The sequence below is a fragment of the Bradyrhizobium sp. USDA 4504 genome, from assembly GCF_054063995.1.
On record NZ_JBSSGV010000001.1, the window covers coordinates 5,314,445 to 5,338,594 of the forward strand.

Below are 24,150 nucleotides of genomic sequence, written 5' to 3' on the forward strand. Positions count from 1 at the left end.
TCTAGATTGCGCCCATGATGGCCCTGCCGCCCGAGCCCACCCCTACACTGCAGCAATTGCTGGCCTTTTACCTCGAGGCCGGGGTCGATTGCGCGCTTGGCGATGCGCCGATCAACCGGCTCGAGGAGCCGGAGCCAGTTCCCGCCCCAGCCGCGCCGCGCCCATCAGTTGCACTCAATCCGCTGCGTCCGCCGCCGATGCCGTCAGTTCCGCGCAGCGAAATCACCGTGGCGCCGGATGCCGCGATCGCTTCCGCGCGCGAGGCTGCGCGGACTGCGCCGACGCTTGCAGCCCTGCGCACGCTGATGGAGAATTTCGACGGCTGCGCGTTGAAGCACACCGCAACCAGGCTGGTGTTCGCCGACGGCAATCCGCAGGCGCGCGTGATGTTCGTCGGCGAGGCGCCGGGCGGCGACGAGGACATCGAGGGCCTGCCGTTCGTGGGCCGTTCCGGCAAGCTGCTCGACCGCATGATCGCGGCGATCGGGCTCGACCGCAGCAAGGCCTATATCGCCAACGTGATCCCGTGGCGGCCGCCCGGCAACCGTACGCCGACGCCGCAGGAGACGCAGGTGTGCCTGCCCTTCATCCAGCGCCATGTCGAACTCGTGAATCCCGACGTGCTGGTGACGCTCGGCAATCCCTCGACGCAGGCGCTGCTCGGAACGCGCGAGGGCATCATGCGCACGCGCGGCAAATGGATCGACTACGACACCGGCACCCGCACGATCCGCGCCGTCGCCACCTTCCATCCCGCCTATCTGCTGCGCTCGCCGTCGTACAAGCGGCTGTCCTGGCAGGATCTGCGCGCGATCGCGAAGGTGTTGCAGGTGGCGAGCGCGTAGCTTCGTAGCCCGGATGGAGCCAACGGGTCGCGCGGACGCGCGCCCGATGACAGGCTCCGCGCAATCCGGGTGGATCAGGTGGCGTAAAAGAGCGGCCCCGGATTTCGCTGCGCTTCATCCGGGCTTCTGTAACGGGCCTTGGTTAGTCAATCCCTTTTCGCGTCATCCACTCGCCGGGCACTTGCTTCTGTACGGGATCGGCGCGAAGGCCGTCGCCTGATGGGGTGCATTGAGGAGCCGGCCGGCCAATCTACGGATTGCGTGGTCGTGAGCCACTTCCCGGATGGCGGCCTGACCGGATCCATCGTCCCAGCGGAGGGACTTCGCTCGGGGAGAGCCTGGTGTCGTGGCCCGCCCGGAACCGATTGCTGCTCCTGGCTAGATGGCCTTGGTCATCGGGTTGAACGGTTTGGTGTCGGCGAGCATGCGATGCAGGATCACGGCGAGCTTGCGAGCCAGCGCTACCTTGGCCTTGCGCATGCCTGCGCGCCGGGCGATCCGCATCGCCCAGCTCTTCAATGCCGAGCAATTCTTGACCGGCTTGGTCAGCATGACGTGAGCTGCCTGGTAGAGTGCCTCGCGCACGGAGGCATCCCCGATCTTGCTGATGCGGCCGGTGTAGTCGGTCTCACCGGACTGGTACTTCTTCGGGGTGAGCCCAAAGTGGGCTCCCGTGGCCTTCGAGGAGCGGAAGCGCTTCGGGTCGTCGATCGCCGCGGCATAGGTGAGCGCCACGATCGGACCAACGGACGGCGTTGTCATCAGGAGCTTGGCGGATGGATGCGTCCTGGCGAGCTTCTGGGTGTGCTTGTCCAGGCTCTTGAACTCCCGCAGCAGCACCGCATGGGCTTGGAGCAGCGCCGCCGCGACCAACTCCAGTCCGGGATGGCCGGTCACGAGCTCGCGGATGCGTCCGGCGAACGTGCGCTCGGTGGTCGCACCGACCTTCAGGCCAAAACCGCGAAGTATGCCGCGCAGGCTGTTCTCGACATCGCGAAGCTTGGATTGCAGCAGCTTGCGCGCCGTCAGGATGGCGCGGGTCTCCTGCGCCGCGACCGGCTTGCAGTGCACCGGCCGGAACCAGCCGAGCCGCATCAACTGCGCGATCCGGCGGGCATCGTTGCGGTCCGTCTTCACCGGCATCGACTTGAAGGCTTCGCGAACGTGCCGCGTTTCCAGCAGCTCGACCGCAAGCCCTGCGTCTCGCAGACCCGCATACAGCCATTGCGACAAGGGGCCTGCCTCCAGCCCGATCCGTTCCAGTACCAGACCCAGCGACCGGAACCAGGCGATCAGCGCCGCCGGCTCGCTCGCAACCTTCGTCTCGCGCAAAATCTTGCCTGTCCCATCGACAAGGCAAACGCTCGAGCATTCCAAAGACACGTCAATTCCTGCATAGTGGTACATGGTCGTCCCTTAATGATGCTTGGAGCGGGCTTGCCCGACTCCGTTGAACACCATCAGTTTGAGGGACGACCGCCTTCCAACCAACAGGCCGCTCGCGAGCGCGCTTCCAAATTGCGCCGTAGCGAGCGGGCGGCCGGCCCGTTACCCCATCTACGGCTCCACGTCACGTCAAATCACGTCCCTTTCGGCCGCACGATCGCCCAGCCGATCCGCAGCACCGGCTGCCGTCCGTTGACCAGCCGGTCGAACGAACGCGGCACTTCCGGCACGAGGCCGGGGAAGCGCTGCGCGATGTCGGGCGGCGGCGTGCCGGCGGTGTCCTGTGCGCGCCACACCACGACGCCGCCGGTTTCGTTGAATTTTGCGACCGACAGCCACGGCGTCCGCTGCGGCGTGGCGTCGAGCAAAAGATGCGGGCGGCGGCGGTTCATCGCAATCAGGCTGGCAAGTTCGGGATCGCCGGCCACCGCGCGCAGGCGCTGGTTGGTGCGGCGCTCATAGCTGTCATCGAAGAAGCGGCCCATCGCGGCTGCCGGCAGCGAGGTGGACGCCTCCGTGGTGCTGGTCCAGGGCAGGAACAGCGCCGCCGCCAGCGCGAGCGCTGCAGGCGCCGCGACCGCCAAGGCCCAGACCGAACGCAGCAGCCGCTGCCGCCTGAGCGGGATCAGTTCGCCGGTCGCGACCACGACGGCAAGCCCGGACATCAACAGCGCCACTCCGGCGCCGCCGAAGGCGCGATCGAGATTGAACAGCGCGGAGACGAAGCTGCTCGCGATCGCCGGCGCGAACGCGAAGAAATACACGAATTGCCGCGCCAGCGGACTGACCGGCGGGCGGTTGATGATCGGGGCATCCTCGGTCTTGCCGGCGAACCAGCGCGAATTGAGGATCGCCAGCAGCGCGATCGCGGCGGTCGCCACGATCAGCCCGCCGAGCACCACGCCCCAGCGCAGCGCGCGCGCCTTGAGATCGGCGAGTGCCGGCAAGGCCGGCAGCGCCAGGACGTCGGCGCGGAGCATCCAGATCAGGTAGGGCAGCGCCAGCACGATGATGACGAGCAGCGCGTAGATCGGATCGACCGACTTGAGCATGCGCCGCCCGCGCTCGGTTGCGAGCGCAAAGCCTGTCACGAGCAGGATCATGCCGATCGCCGCCGGCGTCGTCAGCAGCAGGAGCCCGCAATCGATCGACCAGGCGAACCAGGCGTTGCGCCGGTTCTGCCCGATCAGTTGCCAGGAATGCAGCAACAGCAGCGCCCAGAGCGGGCGCGCCAGGATCAGCGGGCCGAACTCGACGCTTGGCGAGGAGAACACCACGACCGTCATCGACAGCAGCACTGCCAGCACGCCCTGCGGGCCACCGACGATGGCGCGCGCCAAGGCGTAGAAGGCGATGAAGGTGACGATCTCGCAGACCTGCGCCAGGAGATAGACGCCGAACACGTGATTGCCGACGGCGCGGAAGGCGATGTCGGCGAGCCAGAACGCGAGCGGCGGCCCCATGTCGGTGCCGACCTGATATTCGCGGCCGAAGGCGAGGATGGTGGCGAGGTTGCCGGGCGGACTGCCGTAGAAGATGGCCGGCAGGAACAGCCAGATCGCGGCCTGCGCCAGCACCACGATCCAGACCACGAGGCGCGGCCGGGCGCGGATCAGTTCGACAACCAGGGAGGTAAACCGCATGAAACGCCTGAAATGCCCCAGCCACCCGTATCAAGCGGCGCCATCTGATCCCGAGGTTTTTTGATAAACGGCGGCGGCGATGGAGGCAACCGGGCTGGATGTGTCCACGGTGCAAAGTCAAACATCGCTGTCATGCCCCGCGAAGGCGGGCATCCAGTACGCCGCGGCGGCCAGGCTTGAGCACAACGGTCTCTGGAATACTGGATCGCCCGGTCCCGTCTTCGCCAAGGCTTCGACGAGGCCAGGGCCCCCTGGCGCGCCGAAGCTTTAGCGGAGGCGGCGAGCCGGGCGATGCCACCGAGAGTGCGGCGCCGCCGCGCTTTACGCCGCTTCGGATGCCGCGGCTTCGCTTTCGGCGTCCACCGTGAACAGGTCGGGCTCCGCCGGGACCGGGAAATGCTTCAGCCGCGCCGCGACGACGGGAGCGAAGAAACTGCGGTGATGGCTGCTGGGGCCGAGCCGGTCGAGCGCCTCGAGGTGCTCGGGGACGGCATAGCCCTTGTGCTGCTCGAAGCCGTAGCCGGGGCAATCCAGCGCCAGCGCGCACATCAGGCGGTCGCGCGTCACCTTGGCGATGATCGAGGCCGCCGCGATCGAGGCCACGATGCCGTCGCCGCCGATCACGGCGTCGCCGTCGCAGGGCGTGGCGAGCTTGTCGCGGCCGTCGACGAAGACATGCTTCGGCATTTCCGGCAGCGCATGCACCGCGCGCGCCAGCGCCCACAGCGAGGCGCGCAGGATGTTGTCGCGGTCGATCCGCGCCCGTGACGCCACCGCGACCGAGAACGCTGCTGTCGCGCAGATTTCCTCGAACAGTTCCTCGCGGCGCTCGACGGTCAGCCGCTTCGAATCATCGAGGCCCTTGGGTATCCGATTTGGGTCCAGCACCACGGCGGCGGCGACCACCGGGCCCGCCAGCGGCCCGCGCCCGGCCTCGTCGCAGCCGGCGACCGGCCAGACGCCGCGCTTGATCAGCGCGCGCTCGCGCCGAAAGCTCGGCCGCGTCACCACGATGACGCGCTTGTCCGGCTTGGCCGGCTCGGCCGGCTTCTTCTTCGACGCGGTCTTTGACGTGCGATTGGACTTGTCCCGAATCATGCGGGGATCGTGGTCAAGCCCGGCCCGCGGCGCAACCGGGAACCTGGCGCCCTTCCCCGTTATTCAATCCGCCACCCTAATCGGGATCGGCGCTCTAATCGGGGATTGACACCCGGCGGTCGTCGCGAACCTCAAAGCCCGGCGCGCGCACCACTTCCCAGGCGTGGCCGTCGGGATCGCCGAAATAACCGCAATAGCCGCCATAGCTGGTCGGCTGCGCGGGTTTCAGCAGCCTGGCGCCTTTCGACAGCGCGAACGCCATCACACGATCGACCTCGGCGTCGTCGTTGCAGTTCCAAGCGATCGCGACGCCGCGGAACGCTGAAGGCCGTGGCTGATCCGGCAGCCCGGCATCGGCAGCGAGCAGATGCCACGGGAACAGGCCGAGCACGGTGCCGCCGGTCTCGAAGAAGGCGACCTCCTCGCCGGTCGCGCGCATCTTCCTGGAGAAGCCGAGCGATTCATAAAAGCCGATGCTGGCGCGCATGTCGCTGACGCCCAGCGTGAGGACGGTGAAGCGTGCGGTCGGGGCGTTACTCATGTTTACCTTTCCCGTCGTTGCGAGCGAAGCGACGCAATCCATTGTTCCACATATTCGGATGCATGGATTGCTTCGTCGCTTCGCTCCTCGCAATGACGATCATCACTTTGCTGGCACCTAAAACAAGCTCAGCTGCTGCCCGCTGCGCTTCGGCTTGGCGAAGTGATCGGTGGTCAGCTTGGTCCGCCGCTTGTTGAGGCCGAGCTTTTCGCAGGCGATCTCGAAGCGGCGGCCGATCATCCAGGCCATCGGGCCGGTGCCCTTCATCCGCGTGCCCCATTGCGAGTCGTAGTCGCGGCCACCGCGCATGTCGCGGATCAGCGTGAAGACGTGACGGTAGCGATCGGGATAGTTGGCCATCAGCCATTCGCGGAACAGATCGCGCACCTCGAGCGGCAGCCGCAGCAGCACATAGCTCGCCTCCCTGGCGCCGGCATGTGCGGCGGCATCGAGGATGCGCTCGATCTCGGAATCGTTCAGCGCCGGGATCACGGGTGCGACCATCACCGTGGTCGGGATGCCGGCATCCGTGAGCCGCTTGATCGCCTCGAGCCGCTTCGGCGGGGTCGAGGCGCGCGGCTCCATGGTGCGGGCGAGTTTCGGGTCGAGCGTCGTCACCGAGAGCGCGACCTTGGCGAGATTGCGCTTGGCCATACGTACCAGGATGTCGATGTCGCGGGTGACCAGCGCCGACTTGGTGACGATGCCGACCGGATGGCCGGCGCGCTCCAGCACCTCGAGGATGCCGCGCATGATCTTCCGGTCGCGCTCGATCGGCTGATAGGGATCGGTGTTGGTGCCGATCGCGATCATCCGCGCCTCGTAGTCCGGTGCCGCCAGCTCCTTCTCGAGCAGCGCGGGTGCGTCCGGCTTGGCGAACAGCTTCGATTCGAAGTCCAGCCCCGGCGACAGGCCGAGATAGGCGTGGGTCGGCCGCGCGAAGCAATAGACGCAGCCGTGCTCACAGCCGCGATACGGATTGATCGAGCGGTCGAAGCCGATGTCGGGCGAGTCGTTGCGGGTGATCACCTTGCGCGAGGTGTCGAGCGCCACGCTGGTCGCAAATGGCGGCAGGTCCTCGAGGCTCTGCCAGCCGTCGTCGAAGGCAACGCGCGCCTCGGCCTCGTAGCGGCCGCTGGCGTTGGACTGCGCGCCGCGGCCGCGCCGCCGCTCGCGCTCGATCGCGACCGCAAGCTCGGGAAAAGGGGAAGGTGCACCCGCCGGGTTATCGGAGGGCGCCGTTACCGGCGGGTGCTTGAGGGCATGAGAGGATGCTCGGCTCATGCTTTGAAGCTAACACGGCACGAGAACAAATCAAGAACATGAACGGAGAAATTCCACAAAACCTTGCTACAAAATTCTGCAGGCGAACAGGCTGCTTTGAATATGACAAGGTGATAACACGGCCGGAGTTTCTCCACCGTTTGAGCCATCGAAGCCTCAAAATCATGCTGAGCGTGATCATTCCAACCGACGGCGTCGAGCGCACCGCGGTCGCAACATTGGCGGCGCTGGTGCCGGGCGCGGCCGCCGGCGTCATCCGCGAAGTGCTGCTGGTCGACCGCAGCAACAGCGATGTGATGGAGCGCGTCGCCGACGTTGCCGGCTGCCGTTTCATGCGCTTCGAGGGCACGCGCGCCGCGGCGCTTGCGGCAGGCGCGCGGCAGGCGCGGTCGCCCTGGCTGATGTTCCTGCATCCGGGCGCAGTGCTCGATGCCGGCTGGATCGAGGAAACCACCCAGTTCATCCAGATGGTGGCGGCCAGCGGCAAGGACCGCGCCGGCATCTTCCGCTACGCCCGCGCACCCTACACCGACCCGGGCCTGCGCGACGGCCTCAAATTCGTTGCCCGGATGATCACCGGGCCCTCGGCCGAACAGGGCCTTTTGATCGCGCGCGAGCATTACGAGCGGATCGGCGGCTACCGGCCCGATGCCCGCCGCTCCGAGGCGCGCCTGCTGCGCCGGCTCGGCCGTTCCTCCCGCACCATGCTGCGGAGCCGGATCATGGTGGCCTGAACAAAGCGCTTGCGGATTATTTGATTCCGTCAAATAATATGCTTGATGAAATCAAACTTCCATGACACCACGCTCGAGAGCCAGGTCGCCGCGGTCCGCGGCTTCAGCCGGTTCTATACCCGCAAGCTCGGCATCATCGAGCCGAAGCTGTTGCACTCACCATTCACGCTGCAGGAAGCGCGGATCATCTACGAGCTCGCGCACCGCGAAAATTGCACCGCAACCGATCTGGTGCGCGATCTCGACCTCGATGCCGGCTTCGTCAGCCGCACGCTGGCGGCGCTGCAAAGGCGCCAGATCGTGACGCGGAAGCCATCGAAGGCCGACAAGCGCGTCAACGAGGTGGCCCTCACCGCCAAGGGCCGCACTGCTGCCGCCGATCTCGACTGCCGCTCGCGCAGCGAGGTCGGGACGCTATTGAAGCAGATGGACGGCGACCGTCGCGCCGCGGTGGTGCGCGCCATGGGCACGATCGAGCAATCGCTGGAGCCGCCGGCCGAGAAACCGGTCGGCTTCCTGCTGCGCAGCCATCGCGTCGGCGACATGGGTTGGGTCGTCTCGCGGCAGGGACAAGCCTACGCGGAGGAGTATGGCTGGGACATTAGCTACGAGGCGTTGGTGGCCGAGATCTGCGCGCAGTTTCTGCGATCGTTCGATCCGGCGCGCGAGCATTGCTGGATCGCGGAGGTCGACGGCGAGCCGGTCGGCTCGGTCTTCCTGGTCGACGGCGGCGACGGGGTCGCCAAGCTGCGCCTGCTGCTGGTGGAAGAAAAGGCGCGCGGGCTCGGCGTCGGCCGCGCACTGGTCGAGCAATGCATCCGCGCCGCGCGCGAGAAGGGTTACAAGAAGATGACGCTGTGGACCCAGAGCATCCTGGTCGCCGCGCGCGGCATCTACGCCCGTGCCGGCTTCGAGCGGGTCAAGGAAGAAAAGCACCACAGCTTTGGCGTCGACCTAGTCGGCGAGACCTGGGAGCTGGAGTTGTAGGGCTCTTTACCCTCCGGCGTCATTCCGGGGCGATGCGCAGCATCGAACCCGGCATCTCGCGCCACAATCTCTGGATTCCGGGTTCGCGCTTCGCACGCCCCGGAATGAGGGAGGCTAAGCGCTCGCGCCTTTCGCCTTCGGGCGGCGCAGATGTTCATCCAGCCGCGGCATGATCTCGACGAAATTGCAGGGGCGCGTGCGGTAGTCGAGTTGCGCCGCCAAAATGCCGTCCCAGCCGTCGCGGCAGGCGCCGGGCGAGCCGGGCAGGCAGAAGATGAAGGTCGCGCCCGCAACGCCAGCGGTGGCGCGGCTCTGGACAGTCGACGCCCCGATCTTGGCGTGGCTCAGCATGTGGAAGGCGATCGAAAAGCCGTCCATCCGCTTCTCGAACAATGGCTCGACCGCCTCCGGCGTCACGTCGCGGCCGGTGAAGCCGGTGCCGCCGGTGGTGATGACGGCATCGACAGCGGGATCGGCGATCCAGCGCCGGATCACGGCTCTGATCGCCTCGACATCGTCGGTGACGATCTCGCGCGCCGCGAGCTTGTGGCCGGCCGCGGTGAGACGGTCGGCCAGCGTGGTGCCCGACTTGTCATCCGCCAGCGAGCGGGTGTCGGAAATCGTCAGTACCGCGATATTGAGCGGGATGAATGATTTGGATTCGTCGAGTGAGGACATTTGCACCTCTTTCCATCCCGCTGACGACATCCTGAGGTGCTCGCCTCGCGGTGCACTTGCATCACTGGGCGAGCACCTCAGGATGGGCCACGGGCTCCGTCATCCTTCGAGGCTCGCCAACAGGCGAACATATCCCGAGTGAGCGCGTTCGCGCTCATCCGGGGATGACGCTACCGGCACACGGCTACAAGCTACCGCCGAACGTGTTGCAGGCCTGCACGGTGCCCTGCTGGTAGCCCCTCATGAACCACTCCTTGCGCTGCGCGGCGGAGCCGTGGGTGAAGGAATCAGGCACCACCCTGCCCGTCGCCTGCCGCTGCAGCGTGTCGTCGCCGATCGCGTTCGCGGTGGTCAGCGCGGCGTCGATGTCGCCGGCCTCGAGGAAGCCCGGCCGCTTCTTCTCCTCGCGGTTGACCCAGACGCCGGAAAGGCAATCGGCCTGCAGCTCGACCTTGACCTGCAGCGCGTTGGCCTCGGCCTTGCTGCCGGCCTGCTGCTGCAGCCGATTCACGCGCGGAATGATGCCGAGCAGGTTCTGGATGTGATGGCCGGCCTCATGCGCGATGATATAGGCCGCGGTGAACTTGCAGGCGTTGCCCGAGCAGCCGCGGAAGCGCGTCTCGACCTCGCGGAAGAAGCCGGTGTCGAGGAAGATGGTCTTGTCCGGCGGGCAGTAGAACGGTCCCATCGCCGACTGCGCCATGCCGCAGCGGCCGCCATTCGTGGCATTGCGGAACAGCACGATCTTCGGACCGGTGTAGGTCTGCCCGCTGGCCTTGAAGATCTCGCTCCAGCGATCGTCGATCTCACCCAGGATGCCGGCGATCATGCTGCCCATCTCGTCGGTCGGGGCGCCGCGCTTGGCCTGGCCGCCTGACGACTGCCGGTCGGTCTGGTAGGTCGGCGCCTGGCCGCCGCCGGTGAGAATCTCGGCGCCGCCGATCAGGATGCGCGGGTCGATGCCGAAGGCATAGCCGAGCAAGCCGAGCACGATGATGGTGCCGATGCCGAGCCCGCCACCACCCATCGGAACGCCGAAGCCGCCACCGCCCCCTCCGCCCATCCCGCCTTCATCGCGACGATCTTCGATGTCGTCGCTGCGGCGGAAATCATCATAGCGCATGGTGGTTTCCCTTCATTCCAGTCGGCGACCCGACGCGGGACACTCCAACTTAAAATTTCCATTCTGTTAATCAATATCCTGCCCGGCAATAATTGCCTAGTCCGGAAGAGGCGCATCCCTTGCGGTGCAAACGGTTGCCAATGAGCGCAAATTTACCGCGCGAATCGTGCCGGTTTGATGATCCGCAAATTTTTTCGCCGAACGCGCTGATGTTGCAGCACAACGCCGGTGGCATCGCGACGTGCCGCGCAAAAGATGCTGCAATCTTTTGCATGAAGATTTCCAATTAAGTCGATTTTTACTTTGCCGGGTCAATGTGACGCCAGTCGGTTGTTTAGTCCCGCGTCGCCGACAGCGTCGCCTGAGTCAGAGTTCTTGAGTCATGGTAGTGTCGCGTCGCGGGGCGTCTGCAAGGGCGCCCCGCACTAAATTTGAGAGTGCCCCATCGAGCCACATCGTCATTGGCGATTGCGTGGCCGAATTGTCGAAGCTTCAGGCCGGCTCGGTCGACCTGGTCTTCGCGGATCCTCCCTACAATCTGCAGCTCAAGGGCGACCTCAAGCGCCCCGATGAGTCGCATGTCGATGCCGTCAACGACGACTGGGACAAGTTCTCGTCGTTCGCTGCCTACGACGATTTCACCCGGGCCTGGCTGCTGGCCTGCCGCCGCGTGATGAAGCCGTCGGCAACGCTGTGGGTGATCGGCTCCTATCACAACATCTTCCGCGTCGGCGCGATCATGCAGGACCTCGGCTTCTGGCTCCTGAACGACATCGTGTGGCGCAAGTCCAATCCGATGCCGAACTTCCGCGGCCGCCGCTTCACCAATGCGCACGAGACCATGATCTGGGCCGCGCGCGACGAGAAGGCCAAGGGCTACACCTTCAATTACGAAGCGCTGAAGGCGTCCAATGAGGACGTGCAGGCACGCTCCGACTGGCTGATCCCGCTGTGCACCGGCGAGGAGCGCCTCAAGGACGGCGACGGCAAGAAGGTGCATCCGACGCAGAAGCCCGAGCAGCTGCTCGCCCGCGTGTTGCTGTCGTCCTCGAAGCCCGGCGATCTCGTGATCGATCCGTTCAACGGCACCGGCACCACCGGCGCCGTCGCCAAGCGCCTCGGCCGCAGCTATATCGGCTTCGAGCGCGACAAGGCCTATGCCGCCGCCGCCGAGGCGCGCATCGCCGCGATCGAGCCGCTGCCGGAAGCAACGCTGGCGCCGTTCATGACCGCGCGCGAGGCACCGCGGGTGGCGTTCTCCGAACTGATCGAACGCGGCATGATCGTGCCGGGCGCCAGGCTGGTCGACGCCAAGAAGCGCCACGGCGCCCTGGTGCGCGCCGACGGCGCCATCATGCTCGGCGACAAGGTCGGCTCGATCCACCGCATCGGCGCGGTCGCGCAGGGCTCCGGCGCCTGCAACGGCTGGACCTTCTGGCACGTCGAGACCAAGAGCGGCCTGCGGCTGATCGACGAGCTGCGCGCCGAGATCCGCTCCGAGATGGCGGCGGGCTGAGGCAAGCCGACTAATCTTCCTCGTCATTCCGGGCTCGCCGCTTCCCGGCGCCCTCAGATGCGCAATTGCGCACCGGGGAATGACACGTTGGGAAAGATGACGCCGTCTTGAATGCGGCCCGCCTTGTTGCGCCGCGACGGCGGGACTAGATTCGGTCCCACCACTTGCCCGTTTCGATTGGTCGCCGATGCGAAGACAATCCGAGAACTTGCTGCTGGTGCCGCTGCTGCCGGTCTTCCTGCTCGGCATGTTTCCGATGCTGCTGATCGGCCTGCTCGGATTCTTCGGCCTGATCATTTTCGGCATCCTGCTGATCTGCGTCGGCCTGACGCTCGCCCTCGAGGCGCATGGCGAGTTCAATGAAGAGATCATCGTCCATGGCTACGCACGGGGATCAGAACGCGCGGCGCAGGTCTCCCATTTGCGTGCTGCGACCCGCTCCGCTGCCGCGCTGGACGTCGCGGGCATCGTGCTGGTCGTCGCGGGTATCCTGGGCTTCTTCTGGGCCGGCTGACCAGCGCGCCACGCGACCCTGATTCACAAACTCGTCGCTTGCGCTGCGGCGTGAAATTTGCGCAAGAGAGCCGGTCTGCGGCCTTCCCCGCCGCGTCCCGATCTCGCCGGTTACAAGAACCAAGGGAGTCCCTTCATGATCAAATTCTATTTCAACGGTGCGCCGAACCCGAACAAGGTCGCGCTGTTCCTCGAAGAGTCCGGCCTGCCGTTCGAGGCGATCCCGGTCGACACCCGCAAAGGCGAGCAGTTCGCGCCGGAATTCCTGAAGGTCAACCCGAACGGCAAGGTGCCGGCGATCGACGATGACGGCGTGCTGGTGTTCGATTCGAACGCGATCCTGCTCTACCTCGCCGAGGAGCACGGCAAGTTCCTGCCCGCCAATACGCCGGCCAACCGCGCCGCCACGCTGTCCTGGCTGATGTTCATCGCGACCGGCCTCGGCCCCTATTCCGGCCAGGCCGTGCACTTCAAGCACTTCGCGCCGAAGGATCTCGACTACGCCAACAACCGCTACCAGTACGAGGCGCACCGCCATTACAAGATCCTCGACGATCACCTGGCGAAACAGCGCTACATGGTCGGCGACAGCTACACGATCGTCGACATGGCGTTCTGGGGCTGGGCGCGGATGGCGGCGTTCATCTTCGGCGAGGAAGGCTACGCCAAATATCCGAACGTCAAGCGGCTGGTCGACGAGATCTCGGCGCGGCCGGCGGCGGCGCGCGCGATCGCGCTGAAGGACAAGCACACCTTCAAGGCCGAGATGGACGACGCGGCGCGCGACATCATGTTCGGCCACCTCAAGTCCAAGGTGGCGTAAGCCAATCCACACGACGGCAAGACGACGGCGCCCGGATGGGCGCCGTCTTCGTTTGTGCCGCCCGTTAGCGGCGGACCGCTACGCCGGAAACGCGCCGAGCGCCTTCTCGGTCAGGACCGAGTCGCAATATTCCCGCACCTCCTTGATCCGACCACCGTCGAAACGGAACACCAGGCAATAGTCGTTGTCGTAGCGCTGACCTTGCTTGGTGAGGTTGTCGCCCTTGGCCTCGATCACGACGATGTCGCCGTCGGCGATGATGCGATGGGCGACGGTGCGGCCGCGCTCGACCAGTTTCGAGCGGACATGGCCGTGCAGATCGTTGATGATCGACTGCTTGCCGGTGAACGTACGCGACCAGGAATATTGCCCGGTCACGGTCCAGATCGCGTCGTCGGCAAGCGTTGCCATGAACAGCGAGTTCTCGCGCACCGCAGGATCGGGACTGCCTGCGATCACGAACATCTCCTGCACCAGTTTCTTGTTGTCGGCTGCGCTCATGGCGCGTCTCCTTGCGATTGATAGACCCTGATTTCAGGCGTTTCCTCACGCGATGCGGTCTTCGGCTCTCGTGAAAAACGCCTTGCCCGCAATCCTGCGGCGCCTGCGCGCATTCTTCCAATCGATAGGTAGTATGATATATATTCACTCGATGAATTTGAATTCGCTTGACCTCAATCTGCTGGTCGCGCTCGACGCCCTGCTGCGCGAAGCCAATGTCAGCCGCGCGGCGATGCGGCTCAATCTGTCGCAACCGGCGACCAGCCACGCGCTGCAGCGGCTGCGCGACCTGATCGGCGATCCGCTTTTGGTGCGCACCGGCGCGCGGATGGAGCTGACGCCGCGGGCGCAGGCGTTGCGCTCGCCGCTGGCCCATGCGCTCGACCAGGTGCGCGCGCTGTTCGTCTCCGACGATTTCGACGCCGCGCGCAGCGACCGGCACTTTCGCCTGATGATGCCCGACCTCGCGGTCGAGCTCCTGATGCCGCCGCTGATGGAGAAGGTGACGCAGATCGCGCCGAACGTCACCATCGACGTGGTGCCGTGGCGGGGACCTGCGATCTTCACGCCCGAATTCGCCCGCACCATCGATCTCGTGATCTCGATCGGCGACTCCTTCAAGGGCTTTCACCGCCAGCGGCTCTACACCGACAGCGACGCGCTCGCGGTGCGGCGCGGCCACGGCGTCGGCACGAAGCTGAAGAAGCGCGAGGCGTTCCTCGCAGCGCGCCATGTCGCCGTGGTCATCCGCGGCCAGGACGAGGACCTGATCGACAGCTGGCTGCGCGCCAAGGGCATCGAGCGGCGGATCGCGCTGGTGGTGCCGGGTTATATCGAGGCGCTGCACGTCACCGCGCGCACCGACCTCGTCGCCTTTGTGCCGCGCCGGCTGATCTCGGCGCTGTCGAAGCAATTGTCGCTGATGACGGTGACGCCGCCGCTCGATCCAGGGATCGACGAGCAGCACATGTTCTATCCGACCCGTGCCCAGTTGGACCCGGGCTCGCTGTGGCTGCGCAAGCTGATGCTGGAGACCGGACGCGAGCTGGAGACGGGGAAGGTGTAGCCCAGCTCTCTCCACACGTCGTCCCGGCGAAGGCCGGGACCCATAACCACAGGGTTGCGTTGTGAGAGCGGGCTGCGGCCCCAACGTCGCGTAACAACGATCCTTGGTGGTTATGGGTCCCGGGTCGCGCTGCGCTTGCCCGGGACGACACCGAATTTTTGGGCCCTACGCCCTCTGCTCCGCCAGCACCTTCTGCACCGCCGGGCGGCTCTCCATCGCCGCGCGATGCGCCTTCACCTTGGGCAGCGTTGCGATGTCGACGCCGTCGCCGTCGAGCCACAGGGTCAGCGTGTAGAGATAGGCGTCACTGACGGTGTAATTCTCGCCCATCACCCACGGGCCCTTCAGCATGTCGCGCTCGATCAGGTTGAAGCAGGCGCCCATGGTCTTCGGCACCATCGCCTTCATGTCGGCGAACGACGTCTCCTGTGTCGCCCAGCGCGGACCGCGCATCTTGTGGGCGTGGCAGATGTGCACCGTCGAGCACAGATAGGAGTTGAAGGCCTGCAGCCTGGCGAATTCGAAGGCGTCGTCGGGCGCGAGCTTCGCCTGCGGAAAGGTCTGCGCGATGTAGGCCAGCATCGCCGGCGTCTCGGTCAGCACGCCGCGATCGGTCACCAAAGTAGGCACGCGGCCCTTCGGATTGATCTTCAGGTATTCCGGGCTGTTCTGCTGGTTGGTCTTGAAGTCGATCTTCTCGGTCGTGTAGGGCGCGCCGGCCTCGGCCAGCGCGATGTGGGACGCGAGCGCGCAGGTGCCGGGAGCAAAATAGAGCTTGAGCATGTTGCTGTCCTCTCCGAGCCTTGTCGGTTCGTTGCGAACGCGGCTCTGGTTCTTGTTGTGACGGCGCGGAGGTTAGCGGTAGCCCCCTTTGCCGTCCACCCCGCGCGCGGCGGACCTTGCCCGCGGCGGTGCCGTCGTGCGATGACCATGGCCAATCGAGGGGATTTTTCATGACTGTGCTCATTGCAGGTGGCGGAATTGGCGGGCTGACGCTGGCGCTCAGCCTGCACCAGATCGGCGTGCCGGCCCGCGTCTTCGAGAGCGTGCCCGAGCTGCGGCCGCTCGGCGTCGGCATCAACGTGCTGCCGCATGCGGTGCGCGAACTGATCGAGCTCGGCCTGCACGATGTGCTCGACGCTTCTGCGGTGCGCACCCGCGAGCTCGCCTATTTCTCAAAGCACGGCAAGCCGATCTGGAGCGAGCCGCGCGGGCTCGAGGCCGGCTACAAATGGCCGCAATTCTCGATCCATCGCGGCCGGCTGCAACAGCTGCTGCTCGATGCCGCGACCGAACGGCTGGGGGCTGCGAACATTCTCACCAGCCATCACCTCACCGGCTGGACCGAGACCGCCGACGGCGTCCGCGCCGATTTCATCGATCGCGCCACCGGCAAGCCCGCCGGCAGCTATGACGGCGTGGTGCTGATCGCCGCCGACGGCATCCATTCGTCGGTGCGCGAGAAGCTCTATCCGCAGGAGGGGCCGCCGATCTGGAACGGCCGCATCCTGTGGCGCGGCATCACCCGCGGCGATGCCTTCCTGACCGGCCGCACCATGATCATGGCCGGCCACGAGATCCTAAAATTCGTCTGCTACCCGATCTCGAAGGAGGCAGGCCCCGACGGCAAGTTCGACATCAACTGGGTCGCCGAGCGACACATGTCGCCGACCTATCAATGGCGCCGCGAGGACTACAACCGGACCGCAAAGCTCGACGAGTTCCTGCCGTGGTTCGAGAGCTGGAATTTCGACTGGCTCGATGTCCCCGGCCTGATCCGGAACTGTCCGCATGCCTACGAATATCCGCTGGTCGATCGCGATCCGATCCCGCAATGGACCTTTGGCCGCGTCACGCTGATGGGCGATGCCGCGCATCCGATGTATCCGATCGGCTCCAACGGCGCCTCGCAGGCGATCCTGGATGCGCGCGTGCTGACGCGCGAGATTCTGGCGCATGGCCCGACGCAGGCGGCACTCGCGGCCTATGAGGCCGAGCGGCGGCCTGCGACCACGGACCTCGTGATGCTGAATCGCCGCAACGGCCCGGAGCAGGTGATGCAGCTGGTCGAGGAGCGCGCGCCTGACGGCTTCAAGGTCGTCACCGACGTGCTGTCGCAGCAGGAGCTGGAAGACATCGCCGCCAACTACAAGCGCGTCGCCGGTTTCCAGGTCGAGGGACTGAACGCCAAGCCGCCGATCGTGCAGCGGGCAGGCTGAGTTGTAGCGCGGCGCACTATGTATCACCGTCACCCTGAGGAGCCGCGAAGCGGCGTCTCGAAGGGTGCACGGCCCGGCCGGTGGCCGTGCATGCTTCGAGACTCGCTCCGCTCGCACCTCAGCATGACGGACTTACCAATGCAGGCGCGGCTTCATCGCAGCGCGCGCGCCGCCTCCACCAGGCGGATGCTGCTGCTCGCGGTCGCGAGCAGTGCGCCGTCGGCGGCGCTCAGCTTTCCCTCGACGAAGGCGATGGTCTTGCCGAGTTGCGTCACCGTCGCCTCGCCGGTGATCGGCCCGGGTTTTGCCGGCGCCAGGAAATTCACGGTCATCGTGATGGTCGTGGTGAAGAGCCGGCCCTCGGTCATCACGAACACCGCCGGCCCCATCGTATCGTCGAGCATCGCCGAGAGCATGCCGCCCTGGATAAAGCCGGCCGGATTGCAAAACTCCGGCTTGCCGTCGAACACGATCCTGATCCAGCCCTCCTGCGGACGGGCGTCGACCACGTGCCAACCCAGTAGCTTTGCGACGGGCGGCATCGGAATGCGGTCGAGTGCGGTTACGATCATGGCGGCCTCCGGTTTCCGGAGGTGATAGCGAAGCCCTGCTGCCAGCATGGTGTCAGCAGGTCAGAGCATGATCCGGAAAAGTGGGAACCGGTTTTCCGAAAAAATCATGCTCAAAAAAATGAGCCGATGATGTGATTCATCGCATCGTCAGAGATCGAGCCCATGCGCGATGACCTTGCGCATCACGTTCGGAAACGCCTCGCCGTCCAGCGTCGCCACCGGCACCCAGCGCATGCCATCCGGCGCGCGGCTCCGCGGCGGCACGCTGGCAGTGTAGACGACGAGCTCCAGCGGGAAGTGCGTGAACACGTGGGTGACAACGCCCGCCTTGCGGTGCCAGCGCGTGACGCCCTTCAGGTCCGGCGCCTGCGCCAGCGCCGCCGCGTCCTCCTGCTCGGCCAGCCATTGCGATCCCGGCACCTCGGTCATGCCGCCGAGCAGGCCTTTCTCCGCGCGCGAGCGCACCAGAAGCTCGCCGCCGCGCGTCACCACGAAGGCCGCGCCGCGGCGCAAGATGCCGCTCTTCTTCGGTGCCTTGCGCGGGAACGTTTCCTGATCGCCGCGCGTGCGCGCCGCGCAGTCGTCATTCAGCGGACACAATGCGCAGGCCGGCTTCTTCGGCGTGCAGATCGTCGCGCCCAAATCCATCAGCGCCTGAGCACTGTCGCCGGCGCGGGACGGGCCGAGCAATGTCGCCGCCATCTCCTTGATCAGCGGCTTGGCCTGCGGCAGCGCCTCCTCGATGGCGTAGAGCCGACTGACCACGCGCTCGATGTTGCCGTCCACCGGCATGGTGCGGCGGTCGAAGGCGATGGCGGCGATCGCGGCCGCGGTGTACGGCCCGATGCCGGGCAGCGCGCGCAGGCCCTCCTCGGTGTCCGGAAACACCCCGCCGTGATCGCCCATCACCGCGACCGCGCAGGCGTGCAAATTGCGCGCCCGCGAATAATAGCCGAGCCCGGCCCACATCCTCAGGACGTCGTCGAGCGAGGCACGCCCAAGCGCGGTCACGTCGGGCCAGCGCGACACGAACTTCTCGAAATAGGGCCCGACCGCCCGTACCGTGGTCTGCTGCAGCATGATCTCCGACAGCCAGACGCGATACGGATCGGCCCGCTCCCCCGCCACCCCGCGCCACGGCAACGTCCGGCGATGCCGGTCATACCAGGCGAGCAGACGCGCCGGGCGGTCGGCCTGCTGATCGGTCGATTTGATTTTGGCGGCAGCGCGAGAACTCATGAACGCATCTTAAGCCACATCTCGCCATGTCATGCCCGCGCTTGACCCGGGCATCCACGTCTTTCTTCGCCCGGCACGGAAAACGCCGCCACAATGATGAACACGGTTTCAGCCACATCACCACCACTGCTATAACCCTCCCATGTCCAGACCCGGCCCGATCAGCGCCAAGCCCCTGTCGATCCTGCTCAGCGATGTCTTCACCGACGCCTATGCCAAGCAGGGCTTTGCCGCGCGCGAATTGGTGACGCGCTGGACCGAGATCGCGGGCGAGCGGATCGCGGCCTATTGCGAGCCGCTGAAGATGCAGTGGCCGCGGCCGGTGGAGGGACAGCCGCAGGAGCCGGCGACGCTGGTGCTGCGGGTCGAAGGGCCGATGGCGCTGGAGATCCAGCACTCCTCCGACGTCATCCTGGAACGGGTGAACCGCTTCTTCGGCTGGCATGCGGTCGGCCGCCTGACCATCCGACAGGCGCCGCTCTCGCGCCGCAGCCGCCCGGTACGGCCGCGCCCGCCGGACGCCAAAACCGTGGCCCGGGAGGCGGCCAACCTTGCGGCCGTCGAGGACGACGATCTGCGCGCGGCGCTGGCCCGTTTGGGTGCCTCGATCAAGCGAAATTGACGCTTTTCGGCGGGCCAGCCGCGAGACCGCGGCATTGCCACAATGGCCGTTTCAAGCTAGCGAAGGCTTCTTTTCGGGACCCCTTCATTGTGGCGTGAATGCGCCAATCCGGGAGCTGACCTTGATCATCACGCGCCGCGCTTTCACCACCGCTCTCTCGCTGACCGGGCTCGCCGCCCTCGCCGGCCTGTCGCCGCTGCGCCTGATCACCGACGCGTTCGCGCAGACCGCCGCCGAGGTCGCCAAGCCGCAGTCGCTGCCGGACATGGGGCTCGGCCCGCAGGACGCCAAGGTAACCATCATCGAATACGCCTCGATGACCTGCCCGCACTGCGCCAATTTCAACGAGACCGTGTTCCCGAAGATCAAGTCGACCTACATCGACCCCGGCAAGGTCCGCTACGTGTTCCGCGAATTCCCGCTCGACATCAAGGCCGCCGCCGGCTCGATGCTGGCGCGCTGTATCGCCAAGGACGACGCGCCGAAGTATTTTGCCGTGATCGACCTGTTGTTCCGCCAGCAGAACGACTGGGTGGTGAAGAACACCACCGAGACACTGACCCGGATCGGCAAGCAGGCCGGCCTCACCCAGCAGCAGGTCGAGGACTGCCTGAAGGATCAGAAGCTGCTCGACAAGATCGCGGCCGACCAGAAATACGCCAACGAGGTGCTGAAGGTGAACTCGACGCCGACCTTCTTCGTCAACGGCGAGATGCTAAAGGGCGAGACCTCGTTCGAGGAATTCAGCAAGCACATCGATCCGCTGCTGAAGAGCTGATCGGGAGCCCGCGAACCTGACGTCTTCGTGGCTCGCTTTCGAGTCGAGGCACGATAATTGTGGATGATTTGCGATCACGGCACGCAGCCGTCGCATCATTTGGTTGTTGAAAACCTGATTCGCGCGATGCGAATCATCGAGGACATGCAAGGGCCATAAAACCCTGCAAATCCCTTGGGAAAAGCTTGCTCAAGCGGTTGCCCTGACGCGCTCGCATCGCCATTGTCGCCGCTCATGAGAGCTGCACGCAGCAACTCACCCACACACCGACATTGCCTTCCATGGTATTGTCACGGCAGGGAGATTCGCGCCCGGCCAAACGAGATTTGTGTACATGAAGCTCACGCGCCTCCGCCTGCACGGTTTCAAGTCGTTCGTTGAACCCACCGATTTCATGATCGAGCCGGGCCTGACCGGCGTCGTCGGACCGAACGGCTGCGGCAAATCCAATCTCGTCGAAGCGCTGCGCTGGGCGATGGGCGAGACCTCGCACAAGTCGCTGCGCGCCGCCGACATGGACGCGGTGATCTTCGCCGGTTCCGGCAACCGTCCGGCACGCAATCACGCCGAAGTCGTGATGACGATCGACAATTCCGATCGCTCGGCGCCGGCCGCGGTGAACGACAGCCAGCTCTTGGAAATCTCCCGCCGCATCGAGCGCGAAGCCGGCTCAGTCTACCGCATCAACGGCCGCGATGTCCGTGCAAGAGATGTGCAGATCCTGTTCGCCGACGCCGCCACCGGCGCGCGCTCGCCGGCGCTGGTCCACCAGGGCAAGATCGGCGAGATCATCCAGGCCAAGCCCGAGCAGCGCCGTCGCGTGCTGGAAGACGCCGCTGGCGTTGCGGGTCTGCATGCCCGCCGCCACGAGGCGGAACTGCGGCTGAAGGCGGCCGAAACCAACCTCACCCGCGTCGAGGACGTGATCGGCCAGCTCACCGGTCAGATGGAAGGCCTGAAGAAGCAGGCGCGCCAGGCGATCCGCTACCGCGAGGTCGCGGCCAAGGTGCGCAAGTCCGAGGCGATGCTGTTCCATCTGCGCTGGATCGAGGCCAATGCCGACGTCAACGACGCCGCGCAGACCCATGATATCTCCGTGCGCGAGATGGCCGAGCGCACCCGCGAGCAGGCCGAATCCGCCCGCATCCAGGCGATCCGCGCCGCCGAATTGCCGGCGCTGCGCGATGCCGAAGCGCGCGCCGCCGCCGGCCTGCAGCGCCTGACCAACACGCGCGAGATGCTCGACCGCGAGGAGCAGCGCGCCAAGGAGCGCGTCGGCGAGCTCGATCGCCGTCTCACCCAATTCGCCCAGGACATCGCGCGCGAGCAGCAGCAGACCTCCGATGCCGACATCGCGCTGCAGCGGCTCGACACCGAAGACGCAGAGCTGAAGGAAGAGATCAAGTCGCGCGTCGAGAAGCGCTCCGGCGTCGACGAGCGCGTCGCTGAGGCCGAGGAGATCCTGGCCGCGACCGAGCGCCAGTTCTCCGAGCTGACCACGCAGCTCGCCGATCTCACCGCCAAGCGCAATCAGCTCGAAGCCGGCGTGCGCACGCATCGCGACCGCTTGGCGCGGCTCGATCAGGAGATCGCCAACGTCCAGGCCGAGGAATCCAGGCTCGCGCAGGAGACCGGCAATCTCGGCGACATCGACGCGCTGGCCGCCGCCATGGAGATGGCGCAGCAGACCCTTGCCGAGTCCGAGGCCGCCGTGCAGACCAGCGAGGCGCATCACGCCGCCGCGCGGCAGACGCTGGAAGCCTCGCGCAATCCGCTCACCGAAGCCGAGAAGCGCGTGCAGCGGCTCGAGACGGAAGCCCGCACCATCTCCAAGCTCGTCACCAGCGAGACCAAGAATCTGTGGCCGCCGATCATCGACGGCATCACCGTCGCCAAGGGCTATGAAAAGGCGATCGGCGCCGTGCTTGGCGACGACCTCGATGCGCCGGTGGATTCCTCGGCGCCGATGCGCTGGACCAATATAGGCGTGGCCGGCGAAGATCCGGCGCTGCCGGATGGCGTCGAGCGGCTGGCCGACCATGTCCAGGCGCCGCCGGAACTGGCGCGCCGCCTGGCCCAGATCGGCGTCGTCGCCAAGGAACGCGGCGCGGCGCTGGTGTCGCAGCTGAAGACCGGCCAGCGGCTGGTGTCGCTCGAAGGCGACGTCTGGCGCTGGGACGGCTTCGTCGCCGACGCGCATGCCCCGACCGGCGCCGCCCGCCGTCTTGCCGAGCGCGCCCGTCTTGTCGACATCGAGCACGAGCTGGAACAGGCCCGCATCGATGCCTCCACCAAGCGCCAGGCGCTGGAGACGGCTGAAGAGGAATTGCGCTCGGCGTCCGCCGCCGAGGGTGCCTCGCGCGAAGCCGTCCGCGCCGCCCGCCGCGAGGCCGACGCCGCGCGCGAACGTCATGCCGCCACCGAGCGCGAGATCAACCGCCACGCCGCACGCAAATCGGCGCTGACCGAGGCGCACAGCCGCGTCGCCGCCGACCGCGCCGAGGCCGAAGCCGCATATGAGAGCGCGGCTGCCGCGCTCGCCGAACTGCCGCCGGGTGTCGAGACCGAGGCCCAGCTCGCCGCGGTTCGCGCCGAGATCGACAACCAGCGCCGGGCCGCGGCACAAGTCCGCGCCGAGGCGCAGGCGCTGGCCCGCGAGGCCGAGCTCGCCGACCGCCGCGTGCAGGCGATCGTTGCCGAGCGCAACGAGTGGCAGAACCGCAAGACCAGCGCCGCTTCGCAGGTCGAGACCGTCGAGGCGCGCATCGCCGAAGTGTCGGCCGAGCGCGAGGAGCTCGCCAATGCGCCCGAAATCTTCGCCGAGAAGCGCAGCGCGCTGATCACGGAGATCGAGCACGCCGAGGGCGATCGCCGCATCGCCGCTGACGCGCTGGCGACCGCGGAAGCCGCGATGGCGGAAACCGATCGCCTCGCCAAGGCCTCGCTCGAAGCGCTGTCCTCATCCCGCGAAGCTACCGCGCGCGCCGAGGAGCGTATGGAAGGCACCCGCCGCCGCCTCGCCGACATCGAGCGCGAGATCCACGACATGCTCGAGGTCGAGCCCAGCGCGGTCGTCGGCATGGCCGAGATCGAACCCGGCCAGGAGCTGCCGCCGGTCACGCAGGTCGAGGAAGAGCTCGAAAAGCTGCGCCGCGACCGCGAGCGGCTCGGCGCCGTCAATTTGCGTGCCGAGGAAGAGCTCAAGGAAGTCGAGACCCAGCACACCGCGCTGACCACCGAACGCGACGATCTGGTCGAAGCGATCAAGCGGCTGCGCCAGGGCATCCAGAGCCTCAACCGCGAGGCGCGCGAGCGCCTGCTGACCTCGTTCGAGACCGTTAACAACCACTTCAAGCGGCTGTTCACCGAGCTGTTCGGCGGCGGCGAAGCCGCGCTGCATCTGATCGAGAGCGACGATCCGCTCGAGGCCGGCCTCGAGATCATCGCCAAGCCGCCCGGCAAGAAGCCGCAGACGCTCTCGCTGCTCTCGGGCGGTGAGCAGGCGCTGACGGCGCTCGCGCTGATCTTCGCGGTGTTTCTGACCAACCCGTCGCCGATCTGCGTGCTGGACGAGGTCGACGCGCCGCTCGACGACCACAACGTCGAACGGTTCTGCACCCTGCTGAACGAGATGACCGGCTCGACCGAGACACGCTTCATCATCATCACGCACAATCCGATCACGATGGCGCGGATGAACCGGCTGTTCGGTGTCACCATGGCCGAGCGCGGCGTGTCGCAGCTGGTGTCGGTCGACCTGCAGGGCGCGGTGGACATCCTCGACCAGAACGTGGCTTAGGCGTAGCACCTACGCGTCGACGTCATTTTCTGGATACCCGCGCCTCCGCATCGTCATTGCGAGGAGCGATAGCGACGAAGCAATCCATGCCTCAGCACGCGGCGCTATGGATTGCTTCACTCC

23 protein-coding genes are annotated in these 24,150 nt (G+C 66.3%); 11 read left to right on the plus strand and 12 right to left on the minus strand.

Annotated elements, in window-relative coordinates:
• The first annotated feature begins 14 nt into the window (after nt 1–14).
• Nucleotides 15–845 (plus strand): uracil-DNA glycosylase, encoded by an 831-nt coding sequence (locus tag ACVMB1_RS25020; RefSeq protein WP_456849339.1) that lies wholly within the window; start codon nt 15–17, stop codon nt 843–845.
• A 378-nt stretch (nt 846–1,223) separates the two neighbouring features.
• Here the strand turns inward: ACVMB1_RS25020 and ACVMB1_RS25025 are convergent, their stop codons facing one another.
• From ACVMB1_RS25025 to ACVMB1_RS25045, 5 genes are all read right to left on the minus strand, one after another.
• Nucleotides 1,224–2,252, minus strand: a complete 1,029-nt coding sequence (locus tag ACVMB1_RS25025; RefSeq protein WP_456814837.1) for an IS110 family RNA-guided transposase — start codon at nt 2,250–2,252, stop codon at nt 1,224–1,226.
• Nucleotides 2,253–2,425: 173 nt separating this feature from the next.
• The gene (locus ACVMB1_RS25030; RefSeq protein ID WP_141343451.1) at nt 2,426–3,934 is read right to left on the minus strand and encodes a glycosyltransferase family 39 protein; all 1,509 of its coding nucleotides are present in this window, start codon (nt 3,932–3,934) and stop codon (nt 2,426–2,428) included.
• Nucleotides 3,935–4,255: 321 nt separating this feature from the next.
• Nucleotides 4,256–5,032 (minus strand): ribonuclease HII, encoded by a 777-nt coding sequence (locus ACVMB1_RS25035; RefSeq protein ID WP_456849342.1) that lies wholly within the window; start codon nt 5,030–5,032, stop codon nt 4,256–4,258.
• A gap of 94 nt (nt 5,033–5,126) precedes the next feature.
• Nucleotides 5,127–5,573, minus strand: coding sequence for a VOC family protein (locus ACVMB1_RS25040; RefSeq protein ID WP_057017003.1), 447 nt, complete (start codon nt 5,571–5,573; stop codon nt 5,127–5,129).
• Nucleotides 5,574–5,690: 117 nt separating this feature from the next.
• Nucleotides 5,691–6,857, minus strand: coding sequence for a PA0069 family radical SAM protein (locus tag ACVMB1_RS25045; RefSeq protein WP_141342983.1), 1,167 nt, complete (start codon nt 6,855–6,857; stop codon nt 5,691–5,693).
• A 164-nt stretch (nt 6,858–7,021) separates the two neighbouring features.
• Here ACVMB1_RS25045 and ACVMB1_RS25050 point away from each other — a divergent pair, with 164 nt between their 5' ends.
• Nucleotides 7,022–7,591, plus strand: coding sequence for a glycosyltransferase family protein (locus ACVMB1_RS25050; RefSeq protein ID WP_141342982.1), 570 nt, complete (start codon nt 7,022–7,024; stop codon nt 7,589–7,591).
• 45 nt (nt 7,592–7,636) lie between these two features.
• Nucleotides 7,637–8,578, plus strand: a complete 942-nt coding sequence (locus ACVMB1_RS25055) for a bifunctional helix-turn-helix transcriptional regulator/GNAT family N-acetyltransferase (RefSeq protein WP_076830312.1) — start codon at nt 7,637–7,639, stop codon at nt 8,576–8,578.
• Between the two features lie 114 nt (nt 8,579–8,692).
• Here ACVMB1_RS25055 and moaB read toward each other — a convergent pair whose 3' ends face one another.
• The 3 genes from moaB to ACVMB1_RS25070 all read right to left on the minus strand — a co-directional run bounded on the left by moaB (nt 8,693) and on the right by ACVMB1_RS25070 (nt 10,653).
• Entirely contained in the window at nt 8,693–9,256 is a 564-nt protein-coding gene (moaB, locus tag ACVMB1_RS25060; RefSeq protein ID WP_076830310.1) for a molybdenum cofactor biosynthesis protein B, read from the minus strand.
• Between the two features lie 184 nt (nt 9,257–9,440).
• Entirely contained in the window at nt 9,441–10,379 is a 939-nt protein-coding gene (gene ypfJ / locus ACVMB1_RS25065) for a KPN_02809 family neutral zinc metallopeptidase (protein ID WP_057016999.1), read from the minus strand.
• Nucleotides 10,380–10,449: 70 nt separating this feature from the next.
• The gene (locus ACVMB1_RS25070) at nt 10,450–10,653 is read right to left on the minus strand and encodes a hypothetical protein (protein ID WP_156436184.1); all 204 of its coding nucleotides are present in this window, start codon (nt 10,651–10,653) and stop codon (nt 10,450–10,452) included.
• 108 nt (nt 10,654–10,761) lie between these two features.
• On the opposite strand from ACVMB1_RS25070, the gene ACVMB1_RS25075 reads away from it, so the two are divergent.
• The 3 genes from ACVMB1_RS25075 to ACVMB1_RS25085 all read left to right on the plus strand — a co-directional run bounded on the left by ACVMB1_RS25075 (nt 10,762) and on the right by ACVMB1_RS25085 (nt 13,231).
• Complete coding sequence (locus ACVMB1_RS25075) at nt 10,762–11,895, plus strand: site-specific DNA-methyltransferase (protein ID WP_057016998.1); 1,134 nt, start codon at nt 10,762–10,764, stop codon at nt 11,893–11,895.
• Nucleotides 11,896–12,082: 187 nt separating this feature from the next.
• Nucleotides 12,083–12,409 (plus strand): hypothetical protein, encoded by a 327-nt coding sequence (locus tag ACVMB1_RS25080; RefSeq protein ID WP_141342981.1) that lies wholly within the window; start codon nt 12,083–12,085, stop codon nt 12,407–12,409.
• A 135-nt stretch (nt 12,410–12,544) separates the two neighbouring features.
• The gene (locus tag ACVMB1_RS25085; protein ID WP_141342980.1) at nt 12,545–13,231 is read left to right on the plus strand and encodes a glutathione S-transferase family protein; all 687 of its coding nucleotides are present in this window, start codon (nt 12,545–12,547) and stop codon (nt 13,229–13,231) included.
• Between the two features lie 78 nt (nt 13,232–13,309).
• On the opposite strand, the gene ACVMB1_RS25090 is transcribed toward ACVMB1_RS25085, so the two are convergent.
• A complete protein-coding gene (locus ACVMB1_RS25090) occupies nt 13,310–13,732 on the minus strand; it encodes a nuclear transport factor 2 family protein (protein WP_057016996.1) in 423 nt (140 codons plus the stop codon).
• Nucleotides 13,733–13,883: 151 nt separating this feature from the next.
• Here ACVMB1_RS25090 and ACVMB1_RS25095 point away from each other — a divergent pair, with 151 nt between their 5' ends.
• Nucleotides 13,884–14,798 (plus strand): LysR family transcriptional regulator, encoded by a 915-nt coding sequence (locus ACVMB1_RS25095; RefSeq protein WP_141342979.1) that lies wholly within the window; start codon nt 13,884–13,886, stop codon nt 14,796–14,798.
• 165 nt (nt 14,799–14,963) lie between these two features.
• Here the strand turns inward: ACVMB1_RS25095 and ACVMB1_RS25100 are convergent, their stop codons facing one another.
• Nucleotides 14,964–15,581, minus strand: a complete 618-nt coding sequence (locus ACVMB1_RS25100) for a glutathione S-transferase family protein (RefSeq protein WP_076830302.1) — start codon at nt 15,579–15,581, stop codon at nt 14,964–14,966.
• A 170-nt stretch (nt 15,582–15,751) separates the two neighbouring features.
• Here ACVMB1_RS25100 and ACVMB1_RS25105 point away from each other — a divergent pair, with 170 nt between their 5' ends.
• Nucleotides 15,752–17,017: a flavin-dependent oxidoreductase gene (locus ACVMB1_RS25105; protein WP_141342977.1), complete on the plus strand. Its 1,266-nt coding sequence runs from the start codon at nt 15,752–15,754 to the stop codon at nt 17,015–17,017.
• Nucleotides 17,018–17,169: 152 nt separating this feature from the next.
• Here ACVMB1_RS25105 and ACVMB1_RS25110 read toward each other — a convergent pair whose 3' ends face one another.
• Both ACVMB1_RS25110 and mutY read right to left on the minus strand, forming a co-directional pair.
• Nucleotides 17,170–17,589 (minus strand): PaaI family thioesterase, encoded by a 420-nt coding sequence (locus ACVMB1_RS25110; protein WP_141342976.1) that lies wholly within the window; start codon nt 17,587–17,589, stop codon nt 17,170–17,172.
• A 147-nt stretch (nt 17,590–17,736) separates the two neighbouring features.
• Entirely contained in the window at nt 17,737–18,828 is a 1,092-nt protein-coding gene (gene mutY / locus ACVMB1_RS25115; RefSeq protein WP_456849344.1) for an A/G-specific adenine glycosylase, read from the minus strand.
• Nucleotides 18,829–18,970: 142 nt separating this feature from the next.
• Here mutY and ACVMB1_RS25120 point away from each other — a divergent pair, with 142 nt between their 5' ends.
• The 3 genes from ACVMB1_RS25120 to smc all read left to right on the plus strand — a co-directional run bounded on the left by ACVMB1_RS25120 (nt 18,971) and on the right by smc (nt 24,027).
• A complete protein-coding gene (locus tag ACVMB1_RS25120) occupies nt 18,971–19,450 on the plus strand; it encodes a DUF721 domain-containing protein (protein ID WP_028334785.1) in 480 nt (159 codons plus the stop codon).
• Between the two features lie 121 nt (nt 19,451–19,571).
• Entirely contained in the window at nt 19,572–20,228 is a 657-nt protein-coding gene (locus ACVMB1_RS25125; protein ID WP_076830481.1) for a DsbA family protein, read from the plus strand.
• Nucleotides 20,229–20,562: 334 nt separating this feature from the next.
• Complete coding sequence (gene smc, locus ACVMB1_RS25130; RefSeq protein WP_253638817.1) at nt 20,563–24,027, plus strand: chromosome segregation protein SMC; 3,465 nt, start codon at nt 20,563–20,565, stop codon at nt 24,025–24,027.
• The last annotated feature ends 123 nt before the right edge of the window (nt 24,028–24,150 follow it).